This window comes from Kitasatospora sp. NPDC048296 (assembly GCF_043201815.1).
GTDB lineage: Bacteria > Actinomycetota > Actinomycetes > Streptomycetales > Streptomycetaceae > Kitasatospora.
This window is the reverse complement of record NZ_JBICZB010000011.1, coordinates 1-26,950: the sequence shown is the minus strand read 5'-3', so window position 1 is coordinate 26,950 and position 26,950 is coordinate 1. Positions and strand designations below refer to the sequence as shown.

The following is a 26,950-nucleotide window of genomic DNA, read 5'->3' as shown; positions in this document are numbered from 1 at the left end:
TGAACGAAGGGGGAGCCCGGGTCGGACTCCCCCTTCACCGGCCGCGCCGGAGGTCCTCGCCGCCGACCTGCCGACCCCCGCTACAGGCGCGGATCGACCGGCTCGGACTCCAGCGCCAGCACCGCGAACACCGGCTCGTGCACCCGCCACAGCGGCTCACCGGCCGCCAGCCGGTCCAGCGCCTCCAGGCCCAGCGCGTACTCGCGCAGCGCCAGCGAACGCTTGTGGCCCAGCGAACGCCGGCGCAGCCGGTCCAGGTGCACGATGTAGTCCGGGCCGTAGATGATCCGCAGGTACTCCCGCCCGCGCACCTTCACGCCCGGCTGCACCAGCCCGCCCGGACGGCCCTCGCCGCGCACCGTCCGCGCCACCGAGGCCAGCGGCTTGACCACCATGCCCTCACCGCCCGCGCCGGTCAGCTCCTCCCACCAGGCGGTGGCGGCGGCCATCGAGGCCTCGTCCTCGGTGTCCACCAGGACTCGGCCGGTGCGGTGCAGCATCGGCTCCTTCCCGGCCGCGTTCCCGACGCCGGCGTTCCGCTCGTCGGCGTTCCCGGCGCCGGCGTTCCGCTCGTCGGCGTTCCGCTCGTCGGCGTTCCGCTCGTCGGCGTCCACCAGGCGGTCGATCCAGGCCAGGTGCTCGTCGTGCGGGCGCACCGCGAGGTTCGCCCCCTCGGCGGCCAGCAGCTGGAACGGAGCGAGGCGGATACCCGACAGCCCCTCGGTCGGCCAGCAGTAGCGCCGGTAGGCCTCGGTGAACGCCGTCGCGTCGGCGGCGCGCCGACGCTGGCGATCGGTCAGCTCCGCGAGGTCCAGCCCGCGCCCGGCGGCCCGCTCCAGCGCGGACAGCACCTCGGGCAGGGCGGCTCCGGCCGCCGCGCCGACCGCCGCGTACTGACGGCGCAGCAGCTCCACCGCCTTCAGGGACCAGGGCATCAGCTCGGCGTCCAGCAGCAGCCAGTCGGTGCCCAGCTCCTCGAACAGCCCGGCGCGTTCGGCGGCCTCGCGGACCCGTCCGAGCACGGCTCCGGTCAGCTCCCCGTCGTTGAGGAAGGCCCGGCCGGTCCGGGTCCAGATCGCACCCGGCCCCGCCACCCCGAAGCGCCGCTCCAGCGCGGCGTCGTCCCGGGCGACCAGCAGCACCGCGCGCGAGCCCATGTGCTTCTCCTCGCAGACCAGGTGCCGGACGCCGTCCGCGCGGTAGGCGAGGAAGGCCTCTTCCGGGTGCTCCAGGTAGCCGTCCCGGCGGGAGGTCGGGCTCGGCGCCATGGTCGGCGGCAGGTAGGTGAGCAGCCTGGGGTCCAGCGCGAAGCGGCTCATCACCTCCAGCGCGGCCGCCGCGTTCTCCTCCCGGACGGCGACCCGCCCGTGCAGGCCGGTCTCCACGGCCCGGCGCCCGGCCACGTCGGCGAGGTCCAGCGGACGGCCCTCGCGGGCGCCCGGCGCGTCGGTGAGCAGCGGACGCACCGGCGTGTACCACTCCTGCTCGGCCTCGACGCTCACCAGCTCGCGCTCGGGGTAGCGCAGCGCGGTCAGGCTGCCGCCGAAGACGCAGCCGGTGTCCAGACAGATGGTGTTGTTGACGAAGCTCGCGCTCGGCACCGGGGTGTGGCCGTAGACCACCAGCGCCCGGCCCCGGTACTCCTCGGCCCAGGGGTAGCGCACCGGCAGGCCGTACTCGTCGGTCTCGCCGGTGGTCTCCCCGTACAGGGCGTGCGAGCGGACCCGGCCGGAGTTGCGGCCGTGGTACTTCTCCGGCAGACCGGCGTGGCAGACCACCAGGGCGCCACCGTCCAGCAGGTAGTGGCTGACCAGGCCACGCATGAAGGCGCGTACCTCGGCCCGGAACTCCTCGCTCTCCCCGGCCAGCTGGTCCAGCGACTCCTGGAGGCCGTGCGAGACGGTGACCTTCTTGCCGTCCATCGCCCGGCCGAGCTTGTTCTCGTGGTTGCCGGGCACGCAGATCGCGTGACCGGCCGCCACCATGCCCATCACCAGGCGCAGCACGCCCGGGGTGTCGGGGCCGCGGTCGACCAGGTCGCCGACGAAGACGGCGGTGCGGCCCGCGGGGTGGGCGGCGTCCACCGGGCGGCCCTCGGCGTCCCGGGTGAGGATGTAGCCGAGGCGGGTGAGCAGGGTCTCCAGCTCGGAGCGGCAGCCGTGGATGTCGCCGACGATGTCGAACGGGCCGGTGAGGTGGCGCAGGTCGTTGTAGCGCTTCTCCAGCTCGATCTCGGCGGCCGCCACCTCGGCCTCACCACGCAGGATGTGCACCTTGCGGAAGCCCTCGCGCTCCAGGTCGCGCAGCGAACGGCGCAGCTCGCGGTTCTGCCGCGGGACGACGTGGGCGGCCAGCTGACGGTCCGGGCGGGAGCGGTTGCGCTCGGCGCACACGCCGGGCGGGACGTCCAGCACGATCGCGATCGGCAGCACGTCGTGCTCGCGGGCGATCCTGACCAGCTGCTTACGGGCCTCCGGCTGGACGTTGGTGGCGTCCACGACGGTGAGCCGGCCTGCCGCGAGGCGCTTGCCGACGATGTAGTGCAGGAGGTCGAAGGCCTCGGCGGAGGCCGACTGATCGTTCTCGTCGTCGGCGACCAGGCCACGGCAGAAGTCGGAGGACACCACCTGGGTGGGCAGGAAGTGGCGGCGGGCGAAGCTGGACTTGCCCGCGCCGCTGGTGCCGATCAGGACGACCAGGGAGACGTCGGTGACGGGGAGGCGGCGGGGGGTGGTGGTGCTCCCGGTTTCGTCGTTGGTCATCGGAGTCCGCCTCCTTCGGGCGTCATGGTGGTGGTCGTCGTGGTGACGGTCGGCGTGGTGGTGGTCGTAGTGGTGTTCGCGGCCGTGGTGGTCCGGTCGGTGCCGGAGCCGGAGCGGAACAGGGCGAGTTGGGTCGGGGCGCCGACCTCCTCGTCCTCGGGACCGACCGGGCGCAGCTCGACCGTGTAGCCGTACGCGGCCGCGACCTTCTCGGCCCAGGCGCGGAACTCGGCGCGGGACCACTCGAAGCGGTGGTCCGCGTGCCGGACGCTGCCCGCCGGGAGGCTCTCCCAGCGGATGTTGTACTCCACATTGGGCGTGGTGACCACGACGGCCTTCGGGCGGGCGGCGCCGAACACCGCGTACTCCAGAGCGGGCAGCCGCGGCAGGTCCAGGTGTTCGATCACCTCACACAGCACCGCCGCGTCGTAGCCCTTCAGCCGGGCGTCGGTGTAGGTCAGCGCGCCCTGCGCCAGCGTCACCCGGGCTGACTGCCGCTCGGGCAGGCGTTCCAGGCGCAGCTTGCGGCTCGCCGCCTGCAGCGCCCGCGCGGAGACGTCCACGCCGAGGATGTCGGTGAACCGGGCGTCCTTCAGCAGCTCGCCGATCAGCTCGCCCTGGCCGCATCCGAGGTCGGCGACCCGGGCCGCGCCGGTCTCGCCGAGGGCGGCGAGGATCGCGGCGCGGCGCTGCTCGGCGAGGGAGGGCGGCCGGGGCTCCCGCCGCTCGCCGTACCCGCTGTTCTCGGCGGTCTCAGTGGTCTCAGTGGTCTCAGCAGTCTCGGTGGTCTGGGTGGTCCCGGCGCGCTCCTCCTCCGGCCGGTCGTCGACCGCGTTGTCGATCTCCTCGACCTCGCGGTCGTCCGCCTCGGCCAGCCGGGCCAGCTCCAAGCGCTCCATCGCCGCCCGGGTCAGCGACCAGCGCCGGGACAGGTAGCGGCGGGCGATCAGGCCGCGCTCCGGGTGGACGGCCAGCCAGCCCTCGCCGGCGGCGAGCAGCTTGTCCACCTCGTCCGGGGCGACCCAGTAGTGCTTGGCACCGTCCAGCACCGGCAGCAGCACGTACAGCTGCTGGAGCGCGTCGGCGAGCCGTACGGACTCCGAGGAGAGCGCGATCCGCACGTAGCGGGACTCACCCCACTCCGGGAAGGCCTCGTCCAGCGGGATCGCCGTCGCCTCGACCCGCCAGCCCAGCGGTTCGAACAGCCGGGCCACCATGGCCGGGCCGCCGCCCTCGCCCGCGCCGTTCGCGGGCACGGCGGGCAACTCGATCCGCAGCGGGCGGGCCTGCCCCGGCAGTTCGGGGCGGGCCGGGCAGGCGCCCTTCATCGCGGACCGGAACACCGTCCGCAGCGCCACCGCGAGCAGCGAGGACGCGGCGTACGGGCGGTCGTTGACGTACTGCGCGAGGGCGAAGTCGGGCGAGCCGCCGCGGCCCCTGCCGTCGCCCCGCCCCTTGCGGACGAGCGCGATCGGGTCGATGTCCAGCAGCAGCGCCGCCGTGCAGACCTCGTCCCCCGCCTCGGGGTAGAAGACGTGGGCCTCGCCGTGCGACGTCGTGAACCGCTGGACCTTGCCGGGATGCTTGTGCAGCAGGAACCCGAGATCCGTGGCCGGGTTCTCGGCGCTGCCGGTGGTGGAGATCGACATGAACACCCGCCGAAGTATTGCCCAGCACACGGCCTCCGAGCACCGGGTTTTCCCTCCGCACGGCCCGCCGACCTGCGACGCCGCCCGGCACGTCCGCACGGTGGGCGTGTTCGGCAGTGCGGCCCCGCATTGGTTAACGTGCACGGTGTGACTGCTGAATCCACCTCCCTCCCGAACGGCGCCGTGGCCACCGGTCTGGCCACCATCGCCGCCGACGGCACCGTCCTCGACACCTGGTTCCCCGCCCCCGTCCTGGCCGCCGAGCCCGGCCCGGCCGGCACCGTCCGCCTGACCGCCGAGCAGGCCGAGGCCGAGCTCGGCGCCGGCGCCGCCGACGCCCTGCGCGCCGACGCCCGCCGCGGCGTCGAGGTGGTCGCCGTACGCACCACCATCGCCTCGCTGGACGAGAAGCCGCTGGACACCCACGACGTGTACCTGCGCCTGCACCTGCTCAGCCACCGCCTGGTCAAGCCGCACGGCCAGAACCTGGACGGCATCTTCGGTCTGCTCGCCAACGTCGCGTGGACCAGCATCGGCCCCGTCCCGGTGGACAAGGTCGAGCAGGCCCGCCTCGCCGTCCGCGCCCAGGGCGGCCAGCTCGCCGTCTACGGGATCGACAAGTTCCCGCGGATGACCGACTACGTCGCCCCGACCGGTGTGCGCATCGCCCACGCCGACCGCGTCCGGCTCGGCGCGCACCTGGCGTCCGGCACCACCGTGATGCACGAGGGCTTCGTCAACTTCAACGCCGGCACCCTCGGCACCTCGATGGTCGAGGGCCGGATCAGCGCGGGCGTCGTGGTCGGCGACCACAGCGACATCGGCGGCGGCGCCTCGATCATGGGCACCCTGTCCGGCGGCGGCAAGCAGGTCGTCTCGGTCGGCGAGCGCTGCCTGCTCGGCGCCAACGCGGGCATCGGCATCTCGCTGGGCAGCGACTGCGTGGTCGAGGCCGGCCTGTACGTCACCGCCGGCACCCGGGTCACCACCCCGGACGGCACGGTGGCCAAGGCCGTCGAGCTGTCCGGCCAGGACAACCTGCTGTTCCGCCGCAACTCGCAGACCGGCGCGGTCGAGGTCATCGCCCGCTCCGGCTCCTGGGGCGGTCTGAACGCGGACCTGCACGCCCACAACTGACCTTCGGGCAGTGGCCCTCGGGGTCCGGCGCTGGATGCGCCGGGCCCCTTCGGCGTTCTACGGGGGTTGCGGCCGGTGCGGACCGCCGCGCCCTACGGCCGACGGTGGCGCCCCGGCGCCTTCCGCTGCCGCGGCGCCGAGTAGGGCGGCCGCCGCACCCCGTCGCCCTCGATCCCGTGCAGGATCCGCTGGGCGGCGGCGTAGTCCTCGGCCACCGTCTCCGCCAGCCACTGGTAGCCGTCCCACCGCACGATCAGCCGCGGCTCGCCCGGCGCCACGTGGGCGCCCCGCTGTTGCTCGTCCGCGAGCCGTACGGCCCTCAACTGCCCGACCGGCCGCAGCCGTTGCTCCCGCCTCGCGGCCCACGACGCCAGCGGTTCGTCCTCGTCCATCGTCCCAGTCTGGCCTCCTCACCCGGTTGATCGGCACCCTCGTCACTCGACCGGGGGACGCACCGGCCCCGGTGCCCGAAGCTCTCCGCTCCCTCCCGGTGTCCACCGCGATCTACCGCACCATCAACGGCTCCTCAGCACGGCGAGCTGCTGGGTCGCCCTGGTCATCGCGACGTAGCGGTCGACCGCTCCCTCGACGCCCTCACTGAACGCCTCCGGGTCGACCAGGACGACCAGGTCGAATTCGAGCCCCTTGGCCAGCTGCGGGGTGAGCGAACGGACCCTCGGCCGCTCCCGGAAGCCCGGGGCGCCGATGACGCAGGCGACCCCTTCGGCGTGCTCGGCGAGCCAGGTGTCGAGCACCTCGTCCAGCTCCGCCACCGCCCCGTGCCGGACCGGGATGCCGCTGCTGCGCACCGAGGTCGGCACGTTGGCGTCCGGCAGGGCCGCCCGGATGGCCGGCTCGGCCTCCGCCATGACCTCCTCCGGCGTCCGGTAGTTGATGCTCAGCGAGGCCAGGGTGGTGCGGTCGAGCCCGACCCGCCCGAGCCGCTCCTGCCAGGACTCGGTGAAGCCCTGCCTGGCCTGGGCGCGGTCCCCGACGATGGTGAAGCTCCGGGACGGGCAGCGCAGCAGCAGCATCTGCCACTCCGCGTCGGTGAGTTCCTGGGCCTCGTCCACGACGATGTGCGCGTACGGGCCGGCCAGCGGCTCCGCGTCGGCGCCGGGCAGCGCGGCCTCGTCGATCAGGGTGTCCTGGAGGTCCCGGCCGCGCAGCATGGTCACCGCGCCCTCGCCGTCGTCGTCGGCCTGGAGGAGGTCGCCGATCACGTCGGCCATCCGCGCCCGCTCGGCGGCCACCGAGGCCTGGTGGCGGTTCCGGCGCAGGATGGCCTCGCGGTCCCCGAGCCGCTGGCGGGCCGCGTCCAGGAGCGGCAGGTCGGAGACCGTCCAGGCGTGCGGGGCGTGCTTGCGCTGGAGCGTGCGGACCTCCTCGGGGACGAGGTGGGGGGCGCACATCCGCAGGTAGGCGGGCACCGACCAGAGGTCGCCGACCAGGTCGGTCGCGTCGAGCAGCGGCCAGGCACGGTTCAGCGTCTCGACCAGCTCCCGGTCCTGCCGCAGCGAGCGCCGGAACAGCTCGGGCGAGACCTCCTCCTCGTCCTGCTCCAGCTTGTCCATCAGGATCGAGGCCAGCTCGTCCCAGATCTGCTCGCGCGCCTCGTTGTGCGGGGTGCCCGGGTCCGGGGCGCCGAAGGCCTCGACCCAGTCCTCGGCGCTCAGCCAGAGGTCGGACCAGTAAGTGGTGACCGCCATCCCCTCGGTGGGCGGCTCCTCGTAGAACCGGACGGCCTTCTCGATCGCCTTCACCATGTCGACGGAGGACTTCAGCCGGGCCACCTCCGGGTCGGCCTCCGGCGCCGCGCCCGCACCCTCGGGGAGCAAGTCCCGCACGGTACAGGTCCGCACTCCCTCCTCGCCGAGGCTGGGCAGGACGTCGGCGACATAGGCCAGGTACGGCTGGTGCGGGCCGACGAACAGCACGCCGCCGCGCCGGTGGCCGAGGCGGGGGTCGGAGTACAGGAGGTAGGCGGAGCGGTGCAGCGCGACGACGGTCTTGCCGGTACCGGGGCCACCGTCGACCACCAGGGCGCCGCGCGAGCCGGCCCGGACGATGGCGTCCTGGTCGGCCTGGATGGTGCCGAGCACGTCCCGCATCCGGGCCGAGCGGTTGGTGCCCAGGCTGGCGATGAAGGCGGACTGGTCGTCCAGCGCGGCGTGCCCCTCCAGTCCCTCGGCGGTGAACACCTCGTCCCAGTAGTCGGCGATCCGCCCGCGGGTCCAGCGGTACCGGCGGCGGCTCGCCAGACCCATCGGGTCGGCGTGGGTGGCCGCGAAGAACGGCTCGGCCGCGGGCGAGCGCCAGTCGACCAGCAGTCGGCGTCCCTCGCTGTCGGTGAGCCCGAGCCGGCCGATGTACACCGGCTCCTCGTCGTCCGCGGCGACGATGCGCCCGAGGCACAGGTCCAGGCCGTAACGGCGCAGGGCGCGCAGTCGGCCGCTCAGCCGGTGGACCTCGATGTCCCGGTCCATCGCCGCCTGCCCGGCACCGCCCGGGGCCCGGCGCACCGCGTCGAGCTGGTCGGACAGTTCGGCGATCGCCCGCTCCAGGCTCTCCGCGATGTCCGCGAAGTGCCGCTCGTCGCCCCCGATCAGCGCCGGGTCGGCCTTGGCGGAAAGGCGCTCGGGAAGGTCGAAAGCACTGGTGGTCAGGGGATTCATGGCATCAGCTCCGATCTGAGGTCGCCGATTCTGCGCCATCACCGGGGCCTTGCCGCAAGACCCCCGGTGCGCTATATGTTGAGAGTGGCAAGGGGTGGGTTCTCCCCCTTTCCCCTCTTCCTCCCGCTCCTTCGGCAGTCGCTCTCGGCTCCTTTCGCCGTCGCCCCCCGTCGCGCCCTGCGCTCCCCCTCGGCCCGGCCCCTAGCCGAGGCTGCGGCGCGGCGGCAACCCCGGCTCACCCGAGAGGCTTACGGCGTACTGGAGTTGGACCGCATCGGGTGGTACGCGGTGACCGCCCGCCGGAACGGTTCGTTGGTCGCTGCGGCACACCGCACCACCGATCCGAAGAGGTCCCCGTCATGTCCGAACCCTCTGCCACGCCGCAGTTCCCGAGCAGCCCGACAGGCTCGGCCGCCGGCGACTCGGCCGGGCCCGCGGCCCCCAAGAGCCTGCTGGAGCAGATGCAGGAACTGCTCGCCTCGGTGACCGCGAACCTCGCCGAACTGCAGTCCGGCACCCGGGGCACCGCCCCGGCCGCCGCCTACCAGGCCGGCACGGACACCTCCGACGCCCCGGCCGCGCCGGGCACCCGGTAGTCCGGCGCCCACTCCTCCTCCGTCGGCCCGCCCTCGCCCGGCGGGCCGAGCCGGACCACGAGCAACGGCGAACCGCGACCGGCCCGTTCCGGCTCCGCGCCACCGAGCGCCGTATGCTCCACTCCTCCGCCACGGTCGACCGCCTCCCGCAACCGGGCGGTCACGTCCTTGCACTCCGACATCGCGTCGACACCGTCGATGCACGTCCAGTAGAGACTCTCGGTGTCGGCTCCGCAGGCCAGCACCACGAGCGTCTCCCCGACCTCCCCCAGCAGTTCGTCCAGCGCTCCCAACGTCGGTACCAGTTCGCCGAGTTCGGTGAGCCGACCGGCCCGCCCGCCGCTCACCGGGATGCCGCCGGCGACGGACCTGTCCAGGCAGACCGCCGCGTGCGCCCCCGCCTCGGAGAGCTGCTGGCCGAGCCCGGCCAGCTCCTCGTCCTCCGACTCCGCCAGCCTGGCACCCACCGCCTCGGTGAGCAGCGCGGCCTGCCGCGCCTCGGCCAGCACATCCGGCACGTGTCTGGCCTCGGCCAGGGCGTGCCGGGCCGTTCTGATCAGTCGCAGCGCCTCCATGGGCCCCGCTCCTTCCGCTCGCTGTCGCCGTCGCCCCCCGGCCGCCGCACCAGGGCGGCCGAGTGGTCACGGCGAAAGCGTGCGGGGAAGCGGGTCGACCCGCATCCACCCATTCCGAAGCTGTGGAAAACTTCGGGGTTGTGGATAACTTTCGTCCCTCACAAGGGTGATCAGCCCGCGTCAGGGTTGACGTCAGCCGCCCCTCCCGGCACCGGGAAGCGGTGCTCGTTGCGTTCGATCTTGGCCGCGAGCGCCTCCAGCGGGTCCACCCCGACCGCGGTGCAGAACTGCACCAGGTACGCGAGCACGTCCGCGACCTCGTCGCGCACCCGGTGGGCCCGCTCCGGGTCGGACATCACCGCGGCCGCCTGCTCGGGCGTGAGCCACTGGAAGATCTCCAGCAGCTCCCCCGCCTCCACGCTCAGCGCCGCCGCCAGGTTCTTCGGCGTGTGGTACGGCTCCCAGCGCCGCGCCGCCGCGAAGTCCACCAGCCGCTGCCGAAGGCCCTCCAAGGTCAGCTCCGTCGGCACGCCCCGCTCCCCCGGCCCCGTCTCTCGCTCGTTCACGCCCCCAGGTCTACCGCATCCGCGCCCCCCACCACGTCCGGGGCACCCCCGTCCCGGCCCCCGTCCCCCCACGCCCACTGCACCGGCACCCGGGCCGCCTCCGGCCGCAGCACCGTGAACCCCGACCCCGGATCGCGCCGGCACTCCACCAGCGCCACCGCCCCCGGCCGCTCCTCGCCCGCCCCGAACGCCTCCCGCGCCGCCGTCGGCTCCTGCAGCGCGGCCACCACCCTCAACTGGTTGCGCCCCGCCATGTCCCGCGCCAGCCGCAGCAGCGAGGCGGTCTGCTCGGTGGCGAGCCCGGCCCCGAGGTCCTCGGCGAGCACGGTGAGCTGCCGGTGCGCCCAGGGCACCTCGGCGGCCACGTCGAGGTCGAGCACCCCGGCCCCGGTCAGCAGCACCGCCGCGAAGGCGAGGTGGCGCAGCATGCCGTCGGAGGCCTGGTCGGCCCCGGTGCGTCCGAGCACGCCCTCGTCGAAGACGGCGAGCACCCGCCGCACGCCCCCGCTCTCGCGCTCCGCGAGGGTGAGCCCGAGCAGCGGGTGCGGCGCGGCGGCCTGGACGGCCCGCAGCAGCTGCCCGTACCGGCGCGGGCACTCGTTGCCGAGCCGGTTGATCAGGGCCGAGATGTTGGCGGCGTTGCTGCGCAGCCGGGCCTGCGGATCGGCCTTGGCCCAGCCACGCATCAGCGCCGGGACGGGGTGCAGCGGGAAGACCTCGCGCAGCGCGGTGAGCAGGTCCTCGACGGCGGCCAGGACCAGCCGCTCGCCGGCGGAGGAGCCGGCCACCCTCAGCGGCAGCTGCGCGGTGATCATGGTGCCGCTGGGGAGCGGCGCCCGGATGTCACCCTGCCGGGTGTCGTTGTGCCAGCAGACGTTGACGCGCCGACTGCGCACGTCCTGCTCGCCGGTGTCCACCAGCGTCCGGCCGTCGAGGCTGAGCGACTCCCGGGCGATCCGGACCGGACCGTCGGTGCGGATCACCAGGTCGAGCCGGATCCGGCCGCGCGGCGAGCGGACGGTGCACCCCAGGATGACGGCGTCCCGCCCGTGCGGCACGCACCCGTCCAGGCCCCCGCGCACGGGTGCGGCGAGCGGGCCGGTGCGGTCCGGCAGCCCGTCCAGGGAGTCGGCGATCTCCTCGCCGAGGGCGAGCCGGGACAGCACGGCCAGCGCGTCGAGGGCGTTGGACTTGCCCACCCCGGCCGGCCCGTGCAGCACGGTGAGCGGCGCGAGCGGCAGGACGGCGCGCCGGTACGACTTGAAGGCGGTGAGCCGGAGCTCCTCAAGGGTGGGACGTGGCACGGGCGACCGGTCGGGCCCCGGAGCACCCGGTCGCAGATGGGCCGGCCCGGCGGGCGCGGCGGCGTCGCGGTTCACCCGTCGGACGTTAGCCGCAGCCCGATCGGGAGAAACGTGCCTGCTCAGCAGATTCATCCCAACGTGCGGCCGCGCCCCGACGCGGTGACCCGGCCAGGGCTCAGGGCCGCCGGTACCCGGCCACCGTCACCGAGGCGGTCACCTCGACCGGGTCCGGCAGGCCCGCCAGGGCGGCGGCGAGCCGGTCCGGGTCGGTGTGCCAGGCGCTCGGGCCCATGCCGACGACGGTACGGACGTCCTGCGGGGCGAGGCGCAGGGTGAACTCGACCTCCCGCTGCTCCACCGGCGTCAGATGGGGTCCGAGCTTCTCGTCGATCCGGCGCTGCTTGTCCTCGTCCACCGACAGCAGCCCGAGCGCGGCCACCAGTTCGCGCAGGTGGCGGGCGGTGGGCGAGACCAGGAGCAGGGTGCCGCCGGGGCGCAGCACCCGGCGGATCTCGGGTCCGTTGCGCGGGGCGAACACGTTGAGCATCAGGTCGGCGGAGGCGTCCCGCAGCGGCAGCGGGCGCCAGGCGTCGCAGACCACGGCGCCGATCCTGGGGTGGGCCTTGGCGGCGCGGCGCAGCGCGTACTTGGAGATGTCGAGCGCGGCTCCGACCCGGCCGGGCAGGGCGTCGAGAACGTGGGCCAGGTAGTGGCCGGTGCCGGCGCCGAGGTCGGCCACCAGGCCCCCCGGGGCAACGGCCGGGGCGGCCGGGGCGGCGGAAGCGGCCTCGGCGAGGGCGTCGGCGATCGGCCGGTAGTGGCCGGCGGCGAGGAAGTCGGCGCGGGCGGCGACCATCTCGGCGGTGTCGCCGGTGCCGGTGTGGGCGTCGCCGGCGAGGAGGCTGACGTAGCCCTGCTTGGCGAGGTCGAAGCTGTGCCCGGCGGGGCAGCGCAGGCTGCGCTCGTGCCGGGTGAGGGCCTGCGCGCAATGGGGGCAGGCCAGGTAGGGCTCGATGTCCTGCAGCAACGTTCCGTCTTCTCTCGCCGTTCGCCCCGGCTGTTCGGGGGCGCCAGCCAGCCTAACGACCCCGGCCCGCCGAAACCCGACCCCGCTCCGGTGCCGCCCGCCCCGCAGCCACCTGCTCCGCAACCCCCCGCCCCGACGCCAGCCGCTCCGACGCCACCCGCCCCGACGCCACCCGCTCCGCAGCCAGCCGCAAGGCCAGCCCGGCGAGCGCCTCCGGCGCGCCCGGCCGCCCGCGCACCCCCGGGAACGCGTTGACGTCCACGATGACCGGCTCCGCCGCCCCGTCCAGCAGGTCGACCCCGTACACGTCGAGCCCGAACACCTCCCCCACCCGCAGCGCCAGCGCGGCCAGCCCGGCGGACGGCTCCCACTCCCCCGCCGCCCCGGACCCGCCCTCGTCCGGGGAGAGTTCGGAGCGTCGCCGAGCCGCGAACACCCGCCCGTCGACCACCCACAGCTTCTGGTCCCAGCCGCTCCCCGGCAGGTACGGCTGGGTGACCACCTCCTCCTGCGGCCAGCGCTCGACGAGTTCCCGCAGCCGGGCCGCACCGTCGACCCGCGCGACCAGGTCGTGCCGTCGGCTGTGCCGGCTCTTGACCACGAACGGGTAAGCCGGAGGCGCGAGTTCGCACAGTCGCCCGGCTGCCACGGTCGCCGCGAACGGCAGCCCGGCGCCCCGGGCGAGTTCCGCCATCCGCACCCGGTCCTGGCAGAGCTCCGTCGCCGCCGCCGAGTTGACCACGACCGCACCCCGCCGTTCCAACTCCCCTGCCAGCGACAGCGCTTGTGGCGTACGAGCCTTGAGCAGATAGACATCGGCAAGCGCCCCCACCCCACCGCCGGACGGAACGACCCCCACCCCGCCGCCGGGCGGAACGACCTCCACCTCGCACCCGCGCCGCACCAGCACCTCGGCGGCGGCCGCGAGTACCGGGTGCCCCGGATCTCGCGCGATCAGCCCGACCCTCACAGCAAGTCACCGTCCACGAGCCCCAGCCGGCCGTACGGAGCGCCACCCGCCGGCACCAGCGCGGGCGCCGACACGGCCGTCCCGCTGCGCGCGAGCCGCAGCACCGCTCGGGCGACCCGGGCCACCGCGTCCGGCACCTGCCGGAAGCTCGGGAAGTCGTTGACGTCCACCACCACCGGCCCGTCCGGCCCGAGCAGCACGTCGAGCCCGTACAGGTCCAGCCCGAACACCTCGCCCACCTGTGCCGCGATCCGCGCCACGCTCGCCGGCAGCGGCACCTGCCGTTCGCGAACGCCCTGACCGGGGTGCAGCGGGGAGGAACGTTCCGTCGCGAAGAACTCGCCGTCGACGCAGTACACCTTCAGGTCCGTCCCGGAGTTGGGCACGTACGGCTGCGCGATCAGCAGCCCCTCGCCCGCGAGTTCGGACCCGAGGCAGGGTAGGTCGTCGGGCCCGGCCACCAGCCGGACGCCCCGCCCCGAGCTGCCGTCGGCCGGCTTGACGACCAGCGGGTACTCGGCGGCCGGGATCTCGGTGAGCCGCTCCCAGCGGGCGGCCGCGTAGGTGACCGGGACGGGCAGGCCGCGGGTACGGGCGATGACCGAGGCGAGCGCCTTGTCCCGGACGCCGCGGATCGAGCGCACGTCGTTGACGGTGGTCAGGCCCACGGCGGCGGCCGCCTCCAGCAGGGTGAGCCCGGGCCCGCCGGAGACGGTCTTGAGCACCCAGGCGTCGTGGCTGCCGGCCCGCACCGCCTCGGAGACCACCATCAGCGAGTCCCCGGGGCGCAGCACGTCCACCCGGTGCCCCCACGCGGTGAGTTGCCGCGCCACGTCGAGCGGCATCCCGTCCCGCCGGTAGTGCTCCTCCACCAGAAAGCAGAGCCTCATGGGCCTGTCTTCCCCCTTGCCTCGCCGAGTGCGGACGTCCGCCGTCCCCCTCGGCAGAGCTGTGAAGGGTTCAGCATGCCCGACGTGTACGCACAAGATCACCGCGAGCCGGTAAGCGTTCGGCAACAATCCACGACCCGCCGCCCGGGCATCCGCACAAAGCGCTGGCGGACCGTCAACACGCCTGCTTGGATGCACGCCGTGACTTCCGTTGACCATGTTCCCGACGACCGCGCCCTGCTCGACGAGATCGAGCGCTACTACGACACCGCGCCCCGCAGTGCCGCCGACGCCGAGGACTTCGGCCCGCTGACCCTGTTCGTCCGCAGGGGCGACACCGGCTGGCCGTACTACGCCCGCCCGACCCTCGGCCACGACGGCCCGGCCGCCACCGCCGAGGACGTGCGCAAGGTGCTGGAGCGGCAAAGGGATTTGGGCGCGCCGGAGGCCTTCGAGTGGGTCGCCGAGCAGAACCCCGAGCTGCGCGCGGCCGTGGAGGCGGCCGGGCTGACGGTGCACGAGCACCCGCTGCTGGTGCTGGGCCCGCAGGACGAGCCGGCCCCGGCGCCCGGCCTCCCCGGGCGGGTGGAGGTGCGGCTAGTGGGTGCGGACGCCCCCGAGCTGGCCGACGCGGTCGCCGTCCCGCACGTGGCCTTCGGCAACCCGGGCACCGCCACCGGCTCCGCGGGAGCGGCCGAACTGTCCGAGAACGCGGCGAAGTTGACGGCCGACGGCGGAGTGGCGCGGATCGCCCGGCGACTCGCCGACGGCGTGACCGTGCTGGCCGCCGCCCTGGACGGCGCCGAGGTGCTGTGCGCGGGCCAGCACAACCCGGTGGGCCCGGTCACCGAGGTGGTCGGGGTCGGGACGCTCCCGTCCGCGCGTCGGCGTGGCCTGGGCCTGGCCGTCACCGCGGCCCTGGTGGCGCACGCGCGCGCCACCGGCGTGCGGACGGTGTTCCTGTCCGCCTCCGACGAGGACGTCGCCCGGATCTACCGCCGGGCCGGCTTCCGCCCGTTCGCGACGGCCCTCATCGCGGAGCCCTGAGTCGCAGCGGCGAGGACGGCGATCAACCGGTCAACCGGTCAACCGACCTGGCGGCCGACCAGTCGGGCGGCCAAGCGGTCAAGCAGCCCCACGACCGAACAGCCCCACGGCCCAAGGCCCGGCAATCAGTCGTCGTCCTCGTCCTCGTCGTCCGCCCCGCTGACACCCTCCCCCTCGGCCTCGTCCACCACCCAGGCCGCCAGCCGCTCCGCGACCCCGGACACCCCGAGCCTCCCCTCCCGGATGGCCCGGGACAGGCTGCGCACCTCGCGGGCGGTGGTGGCGACGGTGCAGCCGCTGGCGACGAGGTAGGCGTAGGCGACGGCGGTCGCGTAGAGCTCGTTGGTCTTCTCCAGGGCCGGCACCCGGATCAGCTGGTGCATCAGCGCGGCGGCGCGGTCCTGCGGTTCGGGGTAGACGGCGATGTCGAAGATCTCGGCCTGGTGCCGGGTGACAGCCGCGAGCAGCGAGCCGTAGTCGGTGACCTGCGGGTCACCGGGCGTGTACTGCTCGGCGGTCATGAGCAGCCACGAGAGGTCGACCTCCAGTTTCAACGGCGCACGTCCTGGATCTCGCCCGGCTCCCCGAACTCGGCGAGGAACGCCGTCTCGTACTCCTTCATGAACTGCGCGGCCGCGTCGACGAAGGCCCGCCCTGACTCACCCATGTCCTGCTGGACCAGGCGCTCGATGTACTGGTTCATGCTGATCCCCTGCTGCTCCGCCCGTTCCCGGGCCATCTCCGCGGTCGTGGCGTCCACTCGGACGTTCAGCTGCTTCTTGCCCATGCCGTTCAAGCTAGCGCCGAAGTGCTAGCACAACAAGGGCGCACGCACACCGCCCGCACACCTGCCGCACGCCCCCGCGCAACCTTCTGTCACCGAAGCCGTCACCGAAACCGCCACCGGACCCGCCGGGGGCGGCCCAGCTCCCATACCCGCCCCGCCGCCACCCCATCCCCACCGGGACGAGTGAGACTTGAAGAGTCCTTCACCATCCGGGACCCTGAACTCTCCTGAGCGTTCCCCCCGAGCGGCACCGACCGGTCTGGAGGCCGGCAATGACAGCCATATTCGACCAGGAGCTGCGCGAGCAGCTCGCCCAGGCCCGCCGGGACCTCGCGGAGGCCCAGGCCCAAGGGGACGCCGACGGCGTCCAGGCATACGAGGGCAGGATCGCCGGGCTCCTCCGGCTCGCCGCCCAGCACGGCATCGACCTTCCGCACAGCGCCGACGAAGAGGAGCACAACGAGTAGCCGCGCTCCGAAACGCCGAGGAGGCGGCACCCGTGCCGGACGGGTGCCGCCTCCTCGACAACGGGGTCACTCCCCGGCCGGCTCCAGGATCGCCACGCACTCGAAGTGGTGCGTCATCGGGAACAGGTCGAAGGCCCGCAGCGACACCGGGCGGTAGCCGCCCTCGCGGAAGAACTTCAGGTCCCGGGCGAGCGCCGCCGGGTCGCAGGCCACGTACGCGATCCGGCGCGCCTCCAGGCCCACCAGGTGGGCGACCGTCTCGCGGCCGGCACCCGAGCGCGGCGGGTCCAGGACGATCACGTCGGTGGCGGTGATGCCGGTGCGCGGCAGCAGCGTCTCGACCCGGTCGCACTCGATCCGCACGTTGTCCAGCGCGGCCAGGTTGTGCCGGGCGTCGACCACGGCCTGCTTGGCCGACTCGATGCCGAGCACCGCGCCGTCCTCGCCGACCCGGTCGGCCAGCGCGCCCGCGAACAGGCCGACGCCGCAGTACAGGTCGAGCGCGTTCTCGCCCCACTGCGGGTCCAGCCCGTCCAGCACCGCGTCGACCAGGGTGTCCGGCGCCTCCGGGTGGATCTGCCAGAAGCCGCCGTTGCTGACCCGCCAGGTCCGCCCGGCCGCCCGCTCGCGGACGAAGCTGCGCCCGTGCACCCGGTGCAGGTCACCCTGCTCGTCCACCCGGGCGATCGACACCGGCTTGTCCAGCTCGACCAGCGGCAGCTGGGCGCCGTCGCGCGGGGTCAGCACCACCTGACGGTCCGAGGAGCCGGTCGCGGCGATCGCCTCGACGCTCGCCACGCCCGGCCAGTCGCGGGACTCGATGCCCAGCTCGGTGACGCCCTCGGCGGCGATCAGGCAGCGGTCCACCGGCTGCACGTCGTGCGAGCGGTGCTTGCGCAGGCCGACCTTGCCGGTCTCCGCGTCCACCGCGTACTGCACCCGGGTGCGCCAGGCTGGCACCTGCCCGGCCGGCAGCTTGCCGCCGACCGGCTCGACACTGCCGTCCCAGCCCGCCTCGGCCGGCGTGAGCCCGGCCAGCTTCGCCAGCTGCTCGGTCAGCACCGCCGCCTTGAGCTTGCGCTGACCACCCGGGGTCACGTGCTGCCAGTCGCAGCCGCCGCACTTGCCCGGCCCGGCGAACGGGCACGGCGCCTCGATCCGGTCCTTGGCCGGCTCCAGCACCTCCACCGCGTCGGCCCGCAGGAAGCGCGAGGTGCTGGTGCCCTCGGTCACCAGCGCGACCACCTTCTCGCCCGGCAGCGCGTGCCGGACGAACAGCACCCGGCCCTCGTGCCGGGCCACGCAGTGCCCGCCGCCGTGCGCGACCGGGCCGACCTCGACCTCGTAGCGCTGCCCGACCAGCGGCTCGCCGGACGGCTTCTCCGTCCGCGGCGCCCGCGCGGCGGCCGTGCGCAGCGCCTTCGGCGGGCGCACCGCCTGCTTGCGCGGCGCCTTCCGGGCCGCCCCGGCGGCGCCCTTCTCGGCCCCCGCGCCCTTCTCCGCCCGGGCACCCTTCTCACCGCGCGCGGACTTCTCGGCCCTGACGGGCTTCTCGACCGGGGCCTCCGAACGGGCCTCCCCCGGCACGATCGGCGCCGTGCGCGCCGTCAGGCCCTCACGGTCGGTGGCCTCCGGGCGGTTCGGCTTGCCCCAGCGCGGCCGGGCGACCTGCCCGGGCTGGGAGCCGCCCCGACGGGCGCCCTTGCCCTTGCCGGAGGCACCGGAGGAGCCCGAGGAACGGGGCGGAGTGTTGCGCGTCACTGGGAGGAGTCCTTGCTGCGGTCGGAGGTGTCACCGGCGGTCGCACCGGCGGAGACGGAATCCTTCGACTTTACGGCCTTCGGCGCCCGAGGCTCGCCACGGCGGACGGCACCCGGCGGCGACCAGGCCTTCTGCGGCTTGCGCCGCTCCGAGGACTCCAGCTGCCAGGGCACCGAGGTGACCATCACCCCGGGCTTGAACAGCAGCCGCCCCTTGAGACGCAGCGCGCTCTGGTTGTGCAGCAGGTGCTCGTACCAGTGGCCGACCACGTACTCCGGGATGTAGACCGAGACCACGTCGCGCGGGCTGCTGCGCCGCAGGTTCTTCACGTAGTCGAGGACCGGCCCGGTGATCTCGCGGTACGGCGAGTCCAGCACCTTGAGCGGCACCTCGATGCCGCGCTCGTCCCACTCCCGCCGCAGCGCCGTGGTGTCCGCCGGGTCGACGTTGACGGTGAGCGCCTCCAGCGTGTGGGCGTGGGCCAGGCTGGCGTACGCGAGGGCGCGCAGCGCCGGCTTGTGCAGCTTGGAGACCAGCACGATCGCGTGCACCCGGGTGGGCGGCACCACGTCGTCCGGCTCCTCGGCGGCGGTGAGCTCCTCGGAGACCCGGTCGTAGTGGCGGCGGATGCCCTTCATCATCACGAACAGCACGGCCATCGCGGCGATCGCGATCCAGGCGTGGCCGATCTTGGTGACCAGCACGACGATCAGCACCGCCATGGTCATCACCAGGCCGAAGCCGTTGATCGCCCGGCTGCGCTGCATGTGCCGGCGCTCGGCCGGGTCGGTCTCGGTGCGCAGCAGCCGGGTCCAGTGCCGGATCATGCCGGACTGGCTCATGTTGAAGGAGACGAAGACGCCGACGATGTAGAGCTGGATCAGCCTGGTCGGGTCCGCGTCGAAGGCGGTGATCAGCAGGATCGCGGCGATCGCCAGCAGGATGATGCCGTTGGAGAAGGCCAGCCGGTCGCCGCGGGTGTGCAGCTGGCGCGGCAGGTAGCGGTCCTGGGCCAGGATCGAGCCGAGCACCGGGAAGCCGTTGAAGGCCGTGTTGGCAGCCAGCACCAGGATCAGGCCGGTGACGGCGGCGACGAAGTAGAAGCCGGGCGTGAAGTTGTTGAAGACGGCCTCGCTGATCTGGGCCAGCGCGGTCTTCTGGTGGTAGCCGGGCCCGGAGCCGACCAGCTGCTCGGCCGGGTTCTCGGCCATCTGCACCCCGGTCAGCCGGGCCAGCCAGATGATGCCCATGAACATCACCACGGCGATGGAGGCCATCATCAGCAGCGTGGTGGCCGCGTTCTTGCTCTTCGGCTTGCGGAAGGCCGGCACGCCGTTGGAGATCGCCTCCACACCGGTGAGCGCGGCGCAGCCGGAGGAGAAGGACTTCAGCAGCAGGAACACCATCGCGAACCCGGCGAGCGAGTCGTTGCCCGGGGTGGCGGCGAGGTGGAAGCCGGAGCTCTCGGCGGGCATGTCCTGGCCGAGCACGAAATGCCGGAACACCCCGTAGCCGACCATCCCGATCACGCCCGCCATGAAGGCGTAGGTGGGCACCGCGAAGGCGGAGCCGGACTCACGGACGCCGCGCAGGTTCATGCCCATCAGCAGTACGACCACGACCACCGACACGATCATCTCGTGCCCGCGCAGCGCCGGAACGGCGGAGACCACATTGGCGACGCCCGAGGTGGTGGACACGGCCACGGTCAGCACGTAGTCGACCATCAGGGCCGCCGCGACCACCAGACCGGCGGCCGGCCCGTGGTTGACGGTCGCCACCTCGTAGTCGCCGCCCCCGCTCGGGTAGGCGTGCACGTTCTGCCGGTACGAGGCGACCACGGCGAGCATCACGATCGCCACGACGAGGCCGATCTGCCAGGAGAAGTGGATCGCCGAGGCGCCCGCGACGGAGAGGGTGAGCAGGATCTCCTCGGGGGCGTACGCGACCGAGGAGAGCGCGTCCGAGGCGAAGACGGGCAGCGCGATCCGCTTGGGAAGAAGGGTTTCCCCGAGCTTGTCGCTGCGCAGGGCGCGCCCGATCAGGATGCGTTTCGGAAGGTCAGTCGGCATAGGCACGTTAAGGAATCGTAGGGGTTTCCCGGCAGGGCTTGCGCCGTTTATCCCCCCCTTCGTCGCGACTGCGTTCGGTGGACCGGCTAGCGTGTCGGATACGAGTCGGTGGGCAACACTCAGGTTGTCGAGCGGAGTCCGGCCGACGCCCCACGAGAACGCTCGCCCCGGAACCACCGGGCGGGAAAGGGAGATGAACGGTGTTTGCGCAGGTCAAGAACCCTTCGGAACGGGTGAGGTAGCGCCGGTGCACATCGTCATCATGGGCTGCGGCCGCGTGGGCTCCGCCCTCGCCAGAACACTCGAGAAACAGGGCCACTCGGTGGCCGTGGTCGACCAGGACCCGACCGCGTTCCGTCGGCTGGGCGCCGGGTTCAACGGGCGCCGGGTGACCGGGGTCGGCTTCGACCAGGACACCCTGCGCGAGGCGGGCATCGAGGAGGCCGGCGCCTTCGCCGCCGTCTCCAGCGGCGACAACTCCAACATCATCGCCGCGCGCGTGGCCCGGGAGACCTTCGGCGTCGAGAACGTCGCGGCCCGGATCTACGACCCCCGCCGCGCCGAGGTGTACCAGCGCCTGGGCATCCCGACCGTGGCGACGGTCCGCTGGACCGCCGACCAGATGCTGCGCCGGCTGCTGCCGAGCGGCGCCGAGCCGCTGTGGCAGGACCCGAGCGGCAGCGTGCAGCTGGCCGAGGTCGCCTACCACCCGAACTGGGTCGGCCACCGGATCAGCCTGCTGGAGGAGGCCTCCGGCACCCGGGTGGCGTTCGTCACCCGGCTCGGTGAGGGCGTGCTGCCCTCACCGCAGATGGTGGTGCAGGAGGGCGACCTGGTTCACGTGACGGTGCGCCGGACCGACCTGACGGCGGTCGAGGCCGCGTTCGCGCAGGGGCCGAAGGAGGAGGGTCACTGATGCGGGTCGCCATTGCCGGGGCCGGTGCCGTGGGCCGCTCGATCGCGGGCGAGCTGCTGGAGAACGGCCACGAGGTCCTGCTGATAGACAAGAACCCGAACGCCATCTCGGTGGAACGGGTCCCGATGGCGGAGTGGCTGCTGGCCGACGCCTGCGAGATCACCTCGCTGGACGAGGCGGCGCTGCAGCGCTGCCACGTGGTGATCGCCGCGACCGGTGACGACAAGGTCAACCTGGTCGTCTCGCTGCTCGCCAAGACCGAGTACGCGGTGCCGCGGGTGGTCGCCCGGGTGAACAACCCGAAGAACGAGTGGCTCTTCAACGAGTCCTGGGGCGTGGACGTGGCCGTGTCCACCCCGCGCCTGATGTCCGCCCTGGTCGAGGAGGCGGTCAGCGTCGGCGACCTGGTCCGCCTGATGCGCTTCAGCCAGGGCAACGCCAACCTGGTCGAGCTGACCCTGGCCGGCGAGGCCGAGCTGGTCGGCACCCGGGTCGGCGACGTGACCTGGCCGCAGGACACCGCGCTGGTGAGCATCATCCGCGAGGGCCGGGTGCTGGTGCCGAGCAAGGACGACACCCTGGAGGGCGGCGACGAGCTGCTCTTCGTCGCCGCGCAGGAGCGCGAGGAGGAGCTGGAGCAACTGCTCTCGGCCACCACCGGCGCCCAGTAGGAACAGCGGGAACACGGGACACGGCGGAGGGCCCGCACCCACCCGGGTGCGGGCCCTCCGCCGTACTCGTCCCGCGGGAGCGGCTACTTCGCCGGCTCCTCCTCGTCGTCGTCCAGCTGCGCCTTGATCGGCGGCGGCGCCTTCAGCAGGATCTGCCAGGTCACGTACATCGCCAGCAACAGCGGCGGGATGCCGAGGGCGACCTTCAGCCAGCCGAGCAGGTTGACGTTGTGGGTGAAGTACAGCGGGAAGAGGATCACCGGCTTGAGACCCATGATCACCACCCAGGCCCAGGTCGCCTTGGTGTAGGCGGCCAGGCGGCCCGGGTTCTCCTTGCGCCAGGTGAACATCTCGCCGGTGATCGGGCCGAGCATCACCCCGATCATCGGCCAGCGCGCCAGCGCGGAGGCCGCCAGGGCGACGCAGTAACCGACGCTCCAGAGCAGACCGGGCAGGTAGAAGTCCTCAGCCTTGCCGCTCTTCATCGCGATCCAGGCACCGAGGGCGACGCCGAACACACCGCTGAAGGCGTGCTGGATGGTCTCCCGCTTCGCCAGCCGGACCACCACGAACAGGCCGCTCAGGCCGAGCGCGGCCCAGGCGGCGGCGCTCACCTGGTGGGTGATGTTGTACGTGATGATGAAGAGCAGGCCGGGCAGCGTCATGTCGATCATGCCGCGTACGCCGCCGAAGGCCTGCAGCACGGTGTCGGCGGCCTCCTTGGAGGCGGCCTTGCGGGCGGCCTCGACGGCCGCCGGGCCGAGCGGCTGCTCGACGGCCGGTGCCGTGACCTCCATCGACCGCGTCACACCGTCCACCGCCACATCGGCGGCGTCCAGGTCGAGCCGGGCGGCGGCTTCGCCGCCGGGGTGGTTGCTCACGCTTCGCTCCCGTGTCCGACCGGACGCAGCTCATAGCGGGGGTTGAACAGCACGCGGCGCCCGCGTGCGTGGCTGATCCGGCCGCTGGCGACGAGCCGGCGGCCCGGCTCTATGCCCGCGATCGAGCGACGACCGAGCCAGACGACCTCCAGTGCCTCGGTGCCGTCGAAGAGTTCGGCCTCCAGGGCCGGCACCCCGGCCCGGGGGCGGAGCGTCACCGTGCGCAGCGTGCCCGCGACCGTGACGAGCTCGCGGTCCGCGCAGCCGGCGATCGGCCGGCAGCCGGACTCGGCGGCGCTCTCCTGGCGCAGGTCCTCGGCCGCCAGCTCCTCGGCCGAGGAGGTCAGCCGGCTGAGCATGCGGCGGAATCGCCCCGGCGGCTGGCCACTGCTGTTGTCACCACTCATGTCGGCAGGGTACCGGTTTCCGGGCCCCCGGCGGCAGGCCGCGCAGCCACCGGCGGGCCCCCGGTCAGCTCTCGAAGCGGTAGCCCATGCCCGGTTCGGTGATGAAGTGGCGCGGGTGCGAAGGATCGCGCTCCAGCTTGCGACGCAGCTGAGCGAGGTAGACCCGCAGGTAGTTGGTCTCGGTGCGGTAGGCCGGGCCCCACACCTCCTGGAGCAGCTGGGTCTGACTGACCAGCCGGCCGGCGTTGCGGACCAGCACCTCCAGCAGGTGCCATTCGGTGGGCGTGAGGCGTACGTCGGTGCCGTCCCGGTTGACCTTCTTGGCGGCGAGGTCGACGGTGAAGCTCTCGGTGACGACCAGCGAGTCGTCCTCCCCCGCCACCGGCTCGGCCCGGCGCACGGCGGCGCGCATCCGGGCGAGCAGCTCGTCCATCCCGAAGGGCTTCGTGACGTAGTCGTCGGCGCCGGCGTCCAGGGCCTCGACCTTCTCGTCCGAGGCGTGCCGGGCGGACAGCACGATGATCGGCACCCGGGTCCAGCCGCGCAGGCCGCGGATCACCTCGACGCCGTCCATGTCGGGCAGGCCCAGGTCGAGCACGACCACGTCCGGATGGCGGGCGGCGGCCAGCTCCAGCGCGCTCGCGCCGTCATGGGCCGCGTCGACCTCGTACTTACGGGCCTTGAGGTTGATCACCAGCGCGCGGACGATCTGCGGTTCGTCGTCCACGACGAGGACCCGGGTCATTTACGGGCTCCGCCTTTCAGGGCTGTCGGATCTTACGGACTGTATGACTCAGATGACGGTACGACGTGCGCCACCGGGCAGCCACGGGTGCGGCCGGTGCGCCGCCGGGCCTCACGTGATCAGCTGCGAGAGCGGATCGTGGCCGTCCCCGGTCGGCTCCTCCGGTTCGGGCGGCCGTTCGACGGCGAGCAGGCTGACCACCATGGTGAGGCCGCCGCCCGGGGTGTCCTCGGCGGTGACGGTCCCGTCCATCGCCTCGACGAAGCCGCGCGCCACCGCGAGCCCGAGGCCCACCCCGGCGCCGCGCGGGGCGTCCCCGTAGCGCTGGAACGGCGCGAAGATCTTCTCCTTGGCGTCCTCGGGCACCCCCGGGCCGCGGTCCACTATCCGCAGCTCGACCCGGCCCGGCCCGCCCGGCTGCTCCAGCGCGTCCGCCTTGACCAGCACCCTGACGCCGTCCGGGCTGTACTTGACGGCGTTCTCGACCAGGTTGGCCAGCGAGCGCTCCAGCAGCCCGCCGTCGGCCCGGATCATCGGCAGCGTCTCCGGGACCTCCAGCCGCACCGACTCCGGCGGCACCCCGCCCAGCGCGTACGGCACCACCTCGTCCAGGTCGGTCTCCTGGATCAACGGGGTGACGGTCCCGGTCTGCAGCCGGCTCATGTCGAGCAGGTTGTTGATCAGGTGGTCCAGCCGGTCGGCCCCGGCCTCGATCCCGGCCAGCAGCTCGGCCTCGTCCTCCGGGTCCCAGTCCACGTCGGCCGAGCGCAGCGAGCTCACCGAGGCCTTGATGCCCGCCAGCGGGGTGCGCAGGTCGTGCGAGACGGCGGCCAGGAGAGCGGTGCGGATCCGGTTCCCCTCGGCCTCCCGGCGGGCCGCCGCGGCCTCCCGGGCCAGTCGGCGGCGCTCCAGCACCACGGCCGCCTGCGCGGCGAAGGCCCCGAGCAGCCGCCGGTCCGCCCCGGGCAGCACCCGGCCGCGCAGCACCAGCGCCAGGCTCTCCCCCACCGGCACGTCCACGTCGGCCTCCTCGGGCCGCTCCGGCGGGCGCGGCCCGGCGGTGGCCACCGGCACCCAGCCGCCCATCGGCTCCGGGCGCTCCAGCAGCGCGGCGCTCTCCTGCCCGAAGGTCTCCCGGACCTGTTCCATCAGCGCGGTCAGCACCCCGTCCCCGTTCGGCGCGCCGCGCAGCACCGTGCCGGCAAGCGCGCTGAGGGTCTGCGCCTCGGCCTGGGCGCGGGCCGCCTGGTGGGTGCGCCGGGCCGCCAGGTCCACCACGGACGCGACCGAGCAGCCGACGATGGTGAATATCGCCACCGCCATGATGTTCTGCGGCTCGCTGATGGTGAAGGTGTGCAGCGGCGGGGTGAAGTAGTAGTTCAGCACCGAGGAGCCGACCAGCGCCGAGCCGATCGACGGCAGCAGCCCGCCGACCAGCGCCGCGCACACCGTCAGCGACAGGAACAGCAGCATGTCGGTGGACAGGCCCAGCCCGCCGATCGCGGTCAGCACGAGCGCCAGCACCGGTGGGCCGGCCAGTCCGATCAGCCAGCCCGCGATCGTCCGGGTCCGGCCCAGGTCGGTGATCCGGCGCACGGGTATCTTGTTGCGCCGCCCGTGTCCGGCGTGCTCGTGGGTGACCATGTGGACGTCGATGTCCCCGGCCTTCTGCGTCACCGTGGTGCCGACGCCCGGCCCGTACAGGTACTGCCACCCGGGCCGACGGCTGGTGCCCAGCACGATCTGGGTCGCGTTCACGCCGCGGGCGAAGTCCAGCAGCCCGGCAGCGGGGTCGTCGCCCAGGACGTTGTGGAAGGAGCCGCCCAGGCTCTCCACCAGCGCGCGCTGCTCGATCAGCGTCTGCGGCGAGCCCGAGCCCGCGAGCCCGTCCGAGCGGGAGATGTGGACGGCGAGCAGCTCACCACCGGAGACACGGGCCGCGATCCGCGCCGCCCGCCGGATCAGCGTCGCCCCCTCGGGGCCACCGGTCAGGCCGACCACGATCCGCTCCCGGGCCTGCCAGGTGCCCTCGATCCCCTGCTCGGCGCGGTACTTCTGCAGGTACTCGTCCACCCGGTCGGCGGTCCACAGCAGCGCCAGCTCGCGCAGCGCGGTCAGGTTGCCCGGACGGAAGTAGTTGGCGAGCGCGGCGTCTATCTTCTCCGGCGCGTACACGTTGCCGTGCGCCAGCCGCCGCCGCAGCGCCTGCGGGGACATGTCCACCAGCTCGATCTGGTCCGCCCGACGGACCACCTCGTCCGGCACGGTCTCGCGCTGGCGCACCCCGGTGATGCCCATGACGGCGTCGCCGAGCGACTCCAGGTGCTGGACGTTGACGGTGGAGATCACGTCGATCCCGGCCGCCAGCAACTCCTCGACGTCCTGCCACCGCTTCTCGTTGCGGCAGCCGGGGACGTTGGTGTGGGCCAGTTCGTCCACCAGCGCCACCTGCGGGTGGCGGGCGAGGACGGCGTCCAGGTCCATCTCGGAGAACCTGGCACCCCGGTGCATCACCTGCTTCCGCAGCACGACCTCAAGCCCGGCGACCTGGTCCGCGGTACGCCGCCGGCCGTGGTCCTCCACGAAGGCCACCACGACGTCCGTGCCACGTTCCTGCCGCCGGTGCGCCTCGGCGAGCATGGCGTACGTCTTGCCGACCCCGGGGGCCGCCCCGAGGTAGATGCGCAGCCTGCCTCGTCCCATGAGCACCATTCTTGATCCGGCCCGGCCCGGGAGCCACCCCCGGACACCTGTTCCCCCCTCCCTTTGAGACTACGGCGTGAGAGGCGAAATTCCGCTGATCAGTGCACTGATCATGCGGTTTTAGCGACATATTGACGGAGTCCCAGCCACTCGGCGGGGGTCACTCGGGAGGTGTCCGCGGGCCCGAGTCTCCGTCGCCGGGCCTTCGTCCAGCTTTCGTCCGGCTTTTGTCCGGCTTCCGGGAAACGCGAAAAGGCCCCACCCGGAAACCGGGTGGGGCCTTTTCTGAATGATTGTTCGGCGGCGTCCTACTCTCCCACAGGGTCCCCCCTGCAGTACCAT

The 26,950-nt window shown here is 73.4% G+C and carries 24 protein-coding genes; 6 read left to right on the top strand and 18 right to left on the bottom strand.

Annotation, left to right across the window (positions count from 1 at the left end; translation table 11 throughout):
- Positions 1-80 precede the first annotated feature (80 nt).
- Both ACGF12_RS09635 and ACGF12_RS09630 read right to left on the bottom strand, forming a co-directional pair.
- Positions 81-2,762, bottom strand: coding sequence for a polynucleotide kinase-phosphatase (locus ACGF12_RS09635; RefSeq protein WP_393027655.1), 2,682 nt, complete (start codon positions 2,760-2,762; stop codon positions 81-83).
- Positions 2,759-4,417 (bottom strand): 3' terminal RNA ribose 2'-O-methyltransferase Hen1, encoded by a 1,659-nt coding sequence (locus tag ACGF12_RS09630; protein ID WP_393027653.1) that lies wholly within the window; start codon positions 4,415-4,417, stop codon positions 2,759-2,761. The genes ACGF12_RS09635 and ACGF12_RS09630 overlap by 4 nt, the downstream gene beginning before the upstream one ends.
- Positions 4,418-4,558: 141 nt before the next feature.
- Here ACGF12_RS09630 and dapD point away from each other — a divergent pair, with 141 nt between their 5' ends.
- Entirely contained in the window at positions 4,559-5,548 is a 990-nt protein-coding gene (dapD, locus tag ACGF12_RS09625) for a 2,3,4,5-tetrahydropyridine-2,6-dicarboxylate N-succinyltransferase (RefSeq protein ID WP_380613695.1), read from the top strand.
- A gap of 92 nt (positions 5,549-5,640) precedes the next feature.
- Here the strand turns inward: dapD and ACGF12_RS09620 are convergent, their stop codons facing one another.
- On the bottom strand, positions 5,641-5,940 hold the full coding sequence (locus ACGF12_RS09620) for a DUF6087 family protein (protein WP_393027650.1): 300 nt from the start codon (positions 5,938-5,940) through the stop codon (positions 5,641-5,643).
- Between the two features lie 123 nt (positions 5,941-6,063).
- Positions 6,064-8,223: an RNA polymerase recycling motor ATPase HelR gene (helR, locus tag ACGF12_RS09615; RefSeq protein ID WP_393027648.1), complete on the bottom strand. Its 2,160-nt coding sequence runs from the start codon at positions 8,221-8,223 to the stop codon at positions 6,064-6,066.
- Between the two features lie 359 nt (positions 8,224-8,582).
- On the opposite strand from helR, the gene ACGF12_RS09610 reads away from it, so the two are divergent.
- Positions 8,583-8,819 carry a hypothetical protein gene (locus tag ACGF12_RS09610; protein WP_393027646.1) on the top strand — a complete coding sequence of 79 codons (237 nt, stop codon included), beginning with the start codon at positions 8,583-8,585 and terminating at the stop codon, positions 8,817-8,819.
- Here ACGF12_RS09610 and ACGF12_RS09605 read toward each other — a convergent pair.
- The 6 genes from ACGF12_RS09605 to ACGF12_RS09580 all read right to left on the bottom strand — a co-directional run bounded on the left by ACGF12_RS09605 (position 8,765) and on the right by ACGF12_RS09580 (position 14,151).
- Positions 8,765-9,394 carry a DUF6099 family protein gene (locus tag ACGF12_RS09605; protein ID WP_393027644.1) on the bottom strand — a complete coding sequence of 210 codons (630 nt, stop codon included), beginning with the start codon at positions 9,392-9,394 and terminating at the stop codon, positions 8,765-8,767. The two genes, ACGF12_RS09610 and ACGF12_RS09605, sit on opposite strands and share 55 nt — an antisense overlap.
- 170 nt (positions 9,395-9,564) lie before the next feature.
- Entirely contained in the window at positions 9,565-9,960 is a 396-nt protein-coding gene (locus ACGF12_RS09600; protein WP_393027642.1) for a nucleotide pyrophosphohydrolase, read from the bottom strand.
- Complete coding sequence (locus tag ACGF12_RS09595) at positions 9,957-11,264, bottom strand: AAA family ATPase (RefSeq protein WP_393027640.1); 1,308 nt, start codon at positions 11,262-11,264, stop codon at positions 9,957-9,959. Before ACGF12_RS09595 ends, ACGF12_RS09600 begins: the two co-directional genes overlap by 4 nt.
- A gap of 175 nt (positions 11,265-11,439) precedes the next feature.
- Positions 11,440-12,291, bottom strand: a complete 852-nt coding sequence (locus ACGF12_RS09590; RefSeq protein WP_393027638.1) for a putative RNA methyltransferase — start codon at positions 12,289-12,291, stop codon at positions 11,440-11,442.
- 52 nt (positions 12,292-12,343) lie between these two features.
- The gene (locus tag ACGF12_RS09585) at positions 12,344-13,261 is read right to left on the bottom strand and encodes a RimK family alpha-L-glutamate ligase (protein ID WP_393027636.1); all 918 of its coding nucleotides are present in this window, start codon (positions 13,259-13,261) and stop codon (positions 12,344-12,346) included.
- Entirely contained in the window at positions 13,258-14,151 is an 894-nt protein-coding gene (locus ACGF12_RS09580) for a RimK family alpha-L-glutamate ligase (RefSeq protein WP_393027634.1), read from the bottom strand. The genes ACGF12_RS09585 and ACGF12_RS09580 overlap by 4 nt, the downstream gene beginning before the upstream one ends.
- A 192-nt stretch (positions 14,152-14,343) precedes the next feature.
- Between ACGF12_RS09580 and ACGF12_RS09575 the strand changes: the two genes are divergently transcribed.
- On the top strand, positions 14,344-15,198 hold the full coding sequence (locus ACGF12_RS09575) for a GNAT family N-acetyltransferase (protein ID WP_393027632.1): 855 nt from the start codon (positions 14,344-14,346) through the stop codon (positions 15,196-15,198).
- 125 nt (positions 15,199-15,323) lie between these two features.
- On the opposite strand, the gene ACGF12_RS09570 is transcribed toward ACGF12_RS09575, so the two are convergent.
- Together ACGF12_RS09570 and ACGF12_RS09565 are read right to left on the bottom strand one after the other, a co-directional pair.
- Positions 15,324-15,752 (bottom strand): fic family toxin-antitoxin system, toxin component, encoded by a 429-nt coding sequence (locus ACGF12_RS09570; protein WP_355669577.1) that lies wholly within the window; start codon positions 15,750-15,752, stop codon positions 15,324-15,326.
- Complete coding sequence (locus tag ACGF12_RS09565; protein WP_380613687.1) at positions 15,749-15,985, bottom strand: toxin-antitoxin system HicB family antitoxin; 237 nt, start codon at positions 15,983-15,985, stop codon at positions 15,749-15,751. The genes ACGF12_RS09570 and ACGF12_RS09565 overlap by 4 nt, the downstream gene beginning before the upstream one ends.
- Before the next feature lie 272 nt (positions 15,986-16,257).
- Between ACGF12_RS09565 and ACGF12_RS09560 the strand changes: the two genes are divergently transcribed.
- Positions 16,258-16,452, top strand: a complete 195-nt coding sequence (locus tag ACGF12_RS09560) for a hypothetical protein (protein WP_387619871.1) — start codon at positions 16,258-16,260, stop codon at positions 16,450-16,452.
- A gap of 66 nt (positions 16,453-16,518) precedes the next feature.
- Here ACGF12_RS09560 and ACGF12_RS09555 read toward each other — a convergent pair whose 3' ends face one another.
- Together ACGF12_RS09555 and ACGF12_RS09550 are read right to left on the bottom strand one after the other, a co-directional pair.
- Entirely contained in the window at positions 16,519-17,868 is a 1,350-nt protein-coding gene (locus ACGF12_RS09555) for a class I SAM-dependent RNA methyltransferase (protein ID WP_393027803.1), read from the bottom strand.
- A 341-nt stretch (positions 17,869-18,209) separates the two neighbouring features.
- The gene (locus ACGF12_RS09550; protein ID WP_393027629.1) at positions 18,210-20,285 is read right to left on the bottom strand and encodes an APC family permease; all 2,076 of its coding nucleotides are present in this window, start codon (positions 20,283-20,285) and stop codon (positions 18,210-18,212) included.
- A 247-nt stretch (positions 20,286-20,532) separates the two neighbouring features.
- On the opposite strand from ACGF12_RS09550, the gene ACGF12_RS09545 reads away from it, so the two are divergent.
- Together ACGF12_RS09545 and ACGF12_RS09540 are read left to right on the top strand one after the other, a co-directional pair.
- Positions 20,533-21,201 (top strand): potassium channel family protein, encoded by a 669-nt coding sequence (locus ACGF12_RS09545; protein WP_393027627.1) that lies wholly within the window; start codon positions 20,533-20,535, stop codon positions 21,199-21,201.
- Positions 21,201-21,872, top strand: a complete 672-nt coding sequence (locus ACGF12_RS09540; RefSeq protein ID WP_393027625.1) for a potassium channel family protein — start codon at positions 21,201-21,203, stop codon at positions 21,870-21,872. Before ACGF12_RS09545 ends, ACGF12_RS09540 begins: the two co-directional genes overlap by 1 nt.
- Positions 21,873-21,955: 83 nt before the next feature.
- Here the strand turns inward: ACGF12_RS09540 and ACGF12_RS09535 are convergent, their stop codons facing one another.
- The 4 genes from ACGF12_RS09535 to ACGF12_RS09520 all read right to left on the bottom strand — a co-directional run bounded on the left by ACGF12_RS09535 (position 21,956) and on the right by ACGF12_RS09520 (position 26,608).
- Entirely contained in the window at positions 21,956-22,753 is a 798-nt protein-coding gene (locus tag ACGF12_RS09535; protein WP_393027623.1) for a DUF3159 domain-containing protein, read from the bottom strand.
- Positions 22,750-23,160 carry an OB-fold nucleic acid binding domain-containing protein gene (locus tag ACGF12_RS09530; protein WP_393027621.1) on the bottom strand — a complete coding sequence of 137 codons (411 nt, stop codon included), beginning with the start codon at positions 23,158-23,160 and terminating at the stop codon, positions 22,750-22,752. Before ACGF12_RS09530 ends, ACGF12_RS09535 begins: the two co-directional genes overlap by 4 nt.
- A gap of 64 nt (positions 23,161-23,224) precedes the next feature.
- Complete coding sequence (locus ACGF12_RS09525; RefSeq protein ID WP_033351413.1) at positions 23,225-23,905, bottom strand: response regulator; 681 nt, start codon at positions 23,903-23,905, stop codon at positions 23,225-23,227.
- A gap of 111 nt (positions 23,906-24,016) precedes the next feature.
- On the bottom strand, positions 24,017-26,608 hold the full coding sequence (locus ACGF12_RS09520; protein WP_393027618.1) for an ATP-binding protein: 2,592 nt from the start codon (positions 26,606-26,608) through the stop codon (positions 24,017-24,019).
- Positions 26,609-26,950 lie beyond the last annotated feature (342 nt).

Excerpts from the sequence above, each read along its gene's own strand:
- ACGF12_RS09575 (WP_393027632.1), top strand. The coding sequence starts at position 14,344 with ATGCACGCCGTGACTTCCGTTGACCATGTTCCCGACGACCGCGCCCTG.
- ACGF12_RS09635 (WP_393027655.1), bottom strand. The coding sequence starts at position 2,762 with ATGACCAACGACGAAACCGGGAGCACCACCACCCCCCGCCGCCTCCCC.
- ACGF12_RS09560 (WP_387619871.1), top strand. The coding sequence starts at position 16,258 with ATGACAGCCATATTCGACCAGGAGCTGCGCGAGCAGCTCGCCCAGGCC.
- helR (WP_393027648.1), bottom strand. The coding sequence starts at position 8,223 with ATGAATCCCCTGACCACCAGTGCTTTCGACCTTCCCGAGCGCCTTTCC.
- ACGF12_RS09610 (WP_393027646.1), top strand. The coding sequence starts at position 8,583 with ATGTCCGAACCCTCTGCCACGCCGCAGTTCCCGAGCAGCCCGACAGGC.
- ACGF12_RS09530 (WP_393027621.1), bottom strand. The coding sequence starts at position 23,160 with ATGAGTGGTGACAACAGCAGTGGCCAGCCGCCGGGGCGATTCCGCCGC.
- ACGF12_RS09605 (WP_393027644.1), bottom strand. The coding sequence starts at position 9,394 with ATGGAGGCGCTGCGACTGATCAGAACGGCCCGGCACGCCCTGGCCGAG.
- ACGF12_RS09520 (WP_393027618.1), bottom strand. The coding sequence starts at position 26,608 with ATGGGACGAGGCAGGCTGCGCATCTACCTCGGGGCGGCCCCCGGGGTC.
- ACGF12_RS09550 (WP_393027629.1), bottom strand. The coding sequence starts at position 20,285 with ATGCCGACTGACCTTCCGAAACGCATCCTGATCGGGCGCGCCCTGCGC.
- ACGF12_RS09565 (WP_380613687.1), bottom strand. The coding sequence starts at position 15,985 with ATGGGCAAGAAGCAGCTGAACGTCCGAGTGGACGCCACGACCGCGGAG.
- ACGF12_RS09540 (WP_393027625.1), top strand. The coding sequence starts at position 21,201 with ATGCGGGTCGCCATTGCCGGGGCCGGTGCCGTGGGCCGCTCGATCGCG.
- ACGF12_RS09620 (WP_393027650.1), bottom strand. The coding sequence starts at position 5,940 with ATGGACGAGGACGAACCGCTGGCGTCGTGGGCCGCGAGGCGGGAGCAA.
- ACGF12_RS09580 (WP_393027634.1), bottom strand. The coding sequence starts at position 14,151 with ATGAGGCTCTGCTTTCTGGTGGAGGAGCACTACCGGCGGGACGGGATG.
- ACGF12_RS09525 (WP_033351413.1), bottom strand. The coding sequence starts at position 23,905 with ATGACCCGGGTCCTCGTCGTGGACGACGAACCGCAGATCGTCCGCGCG.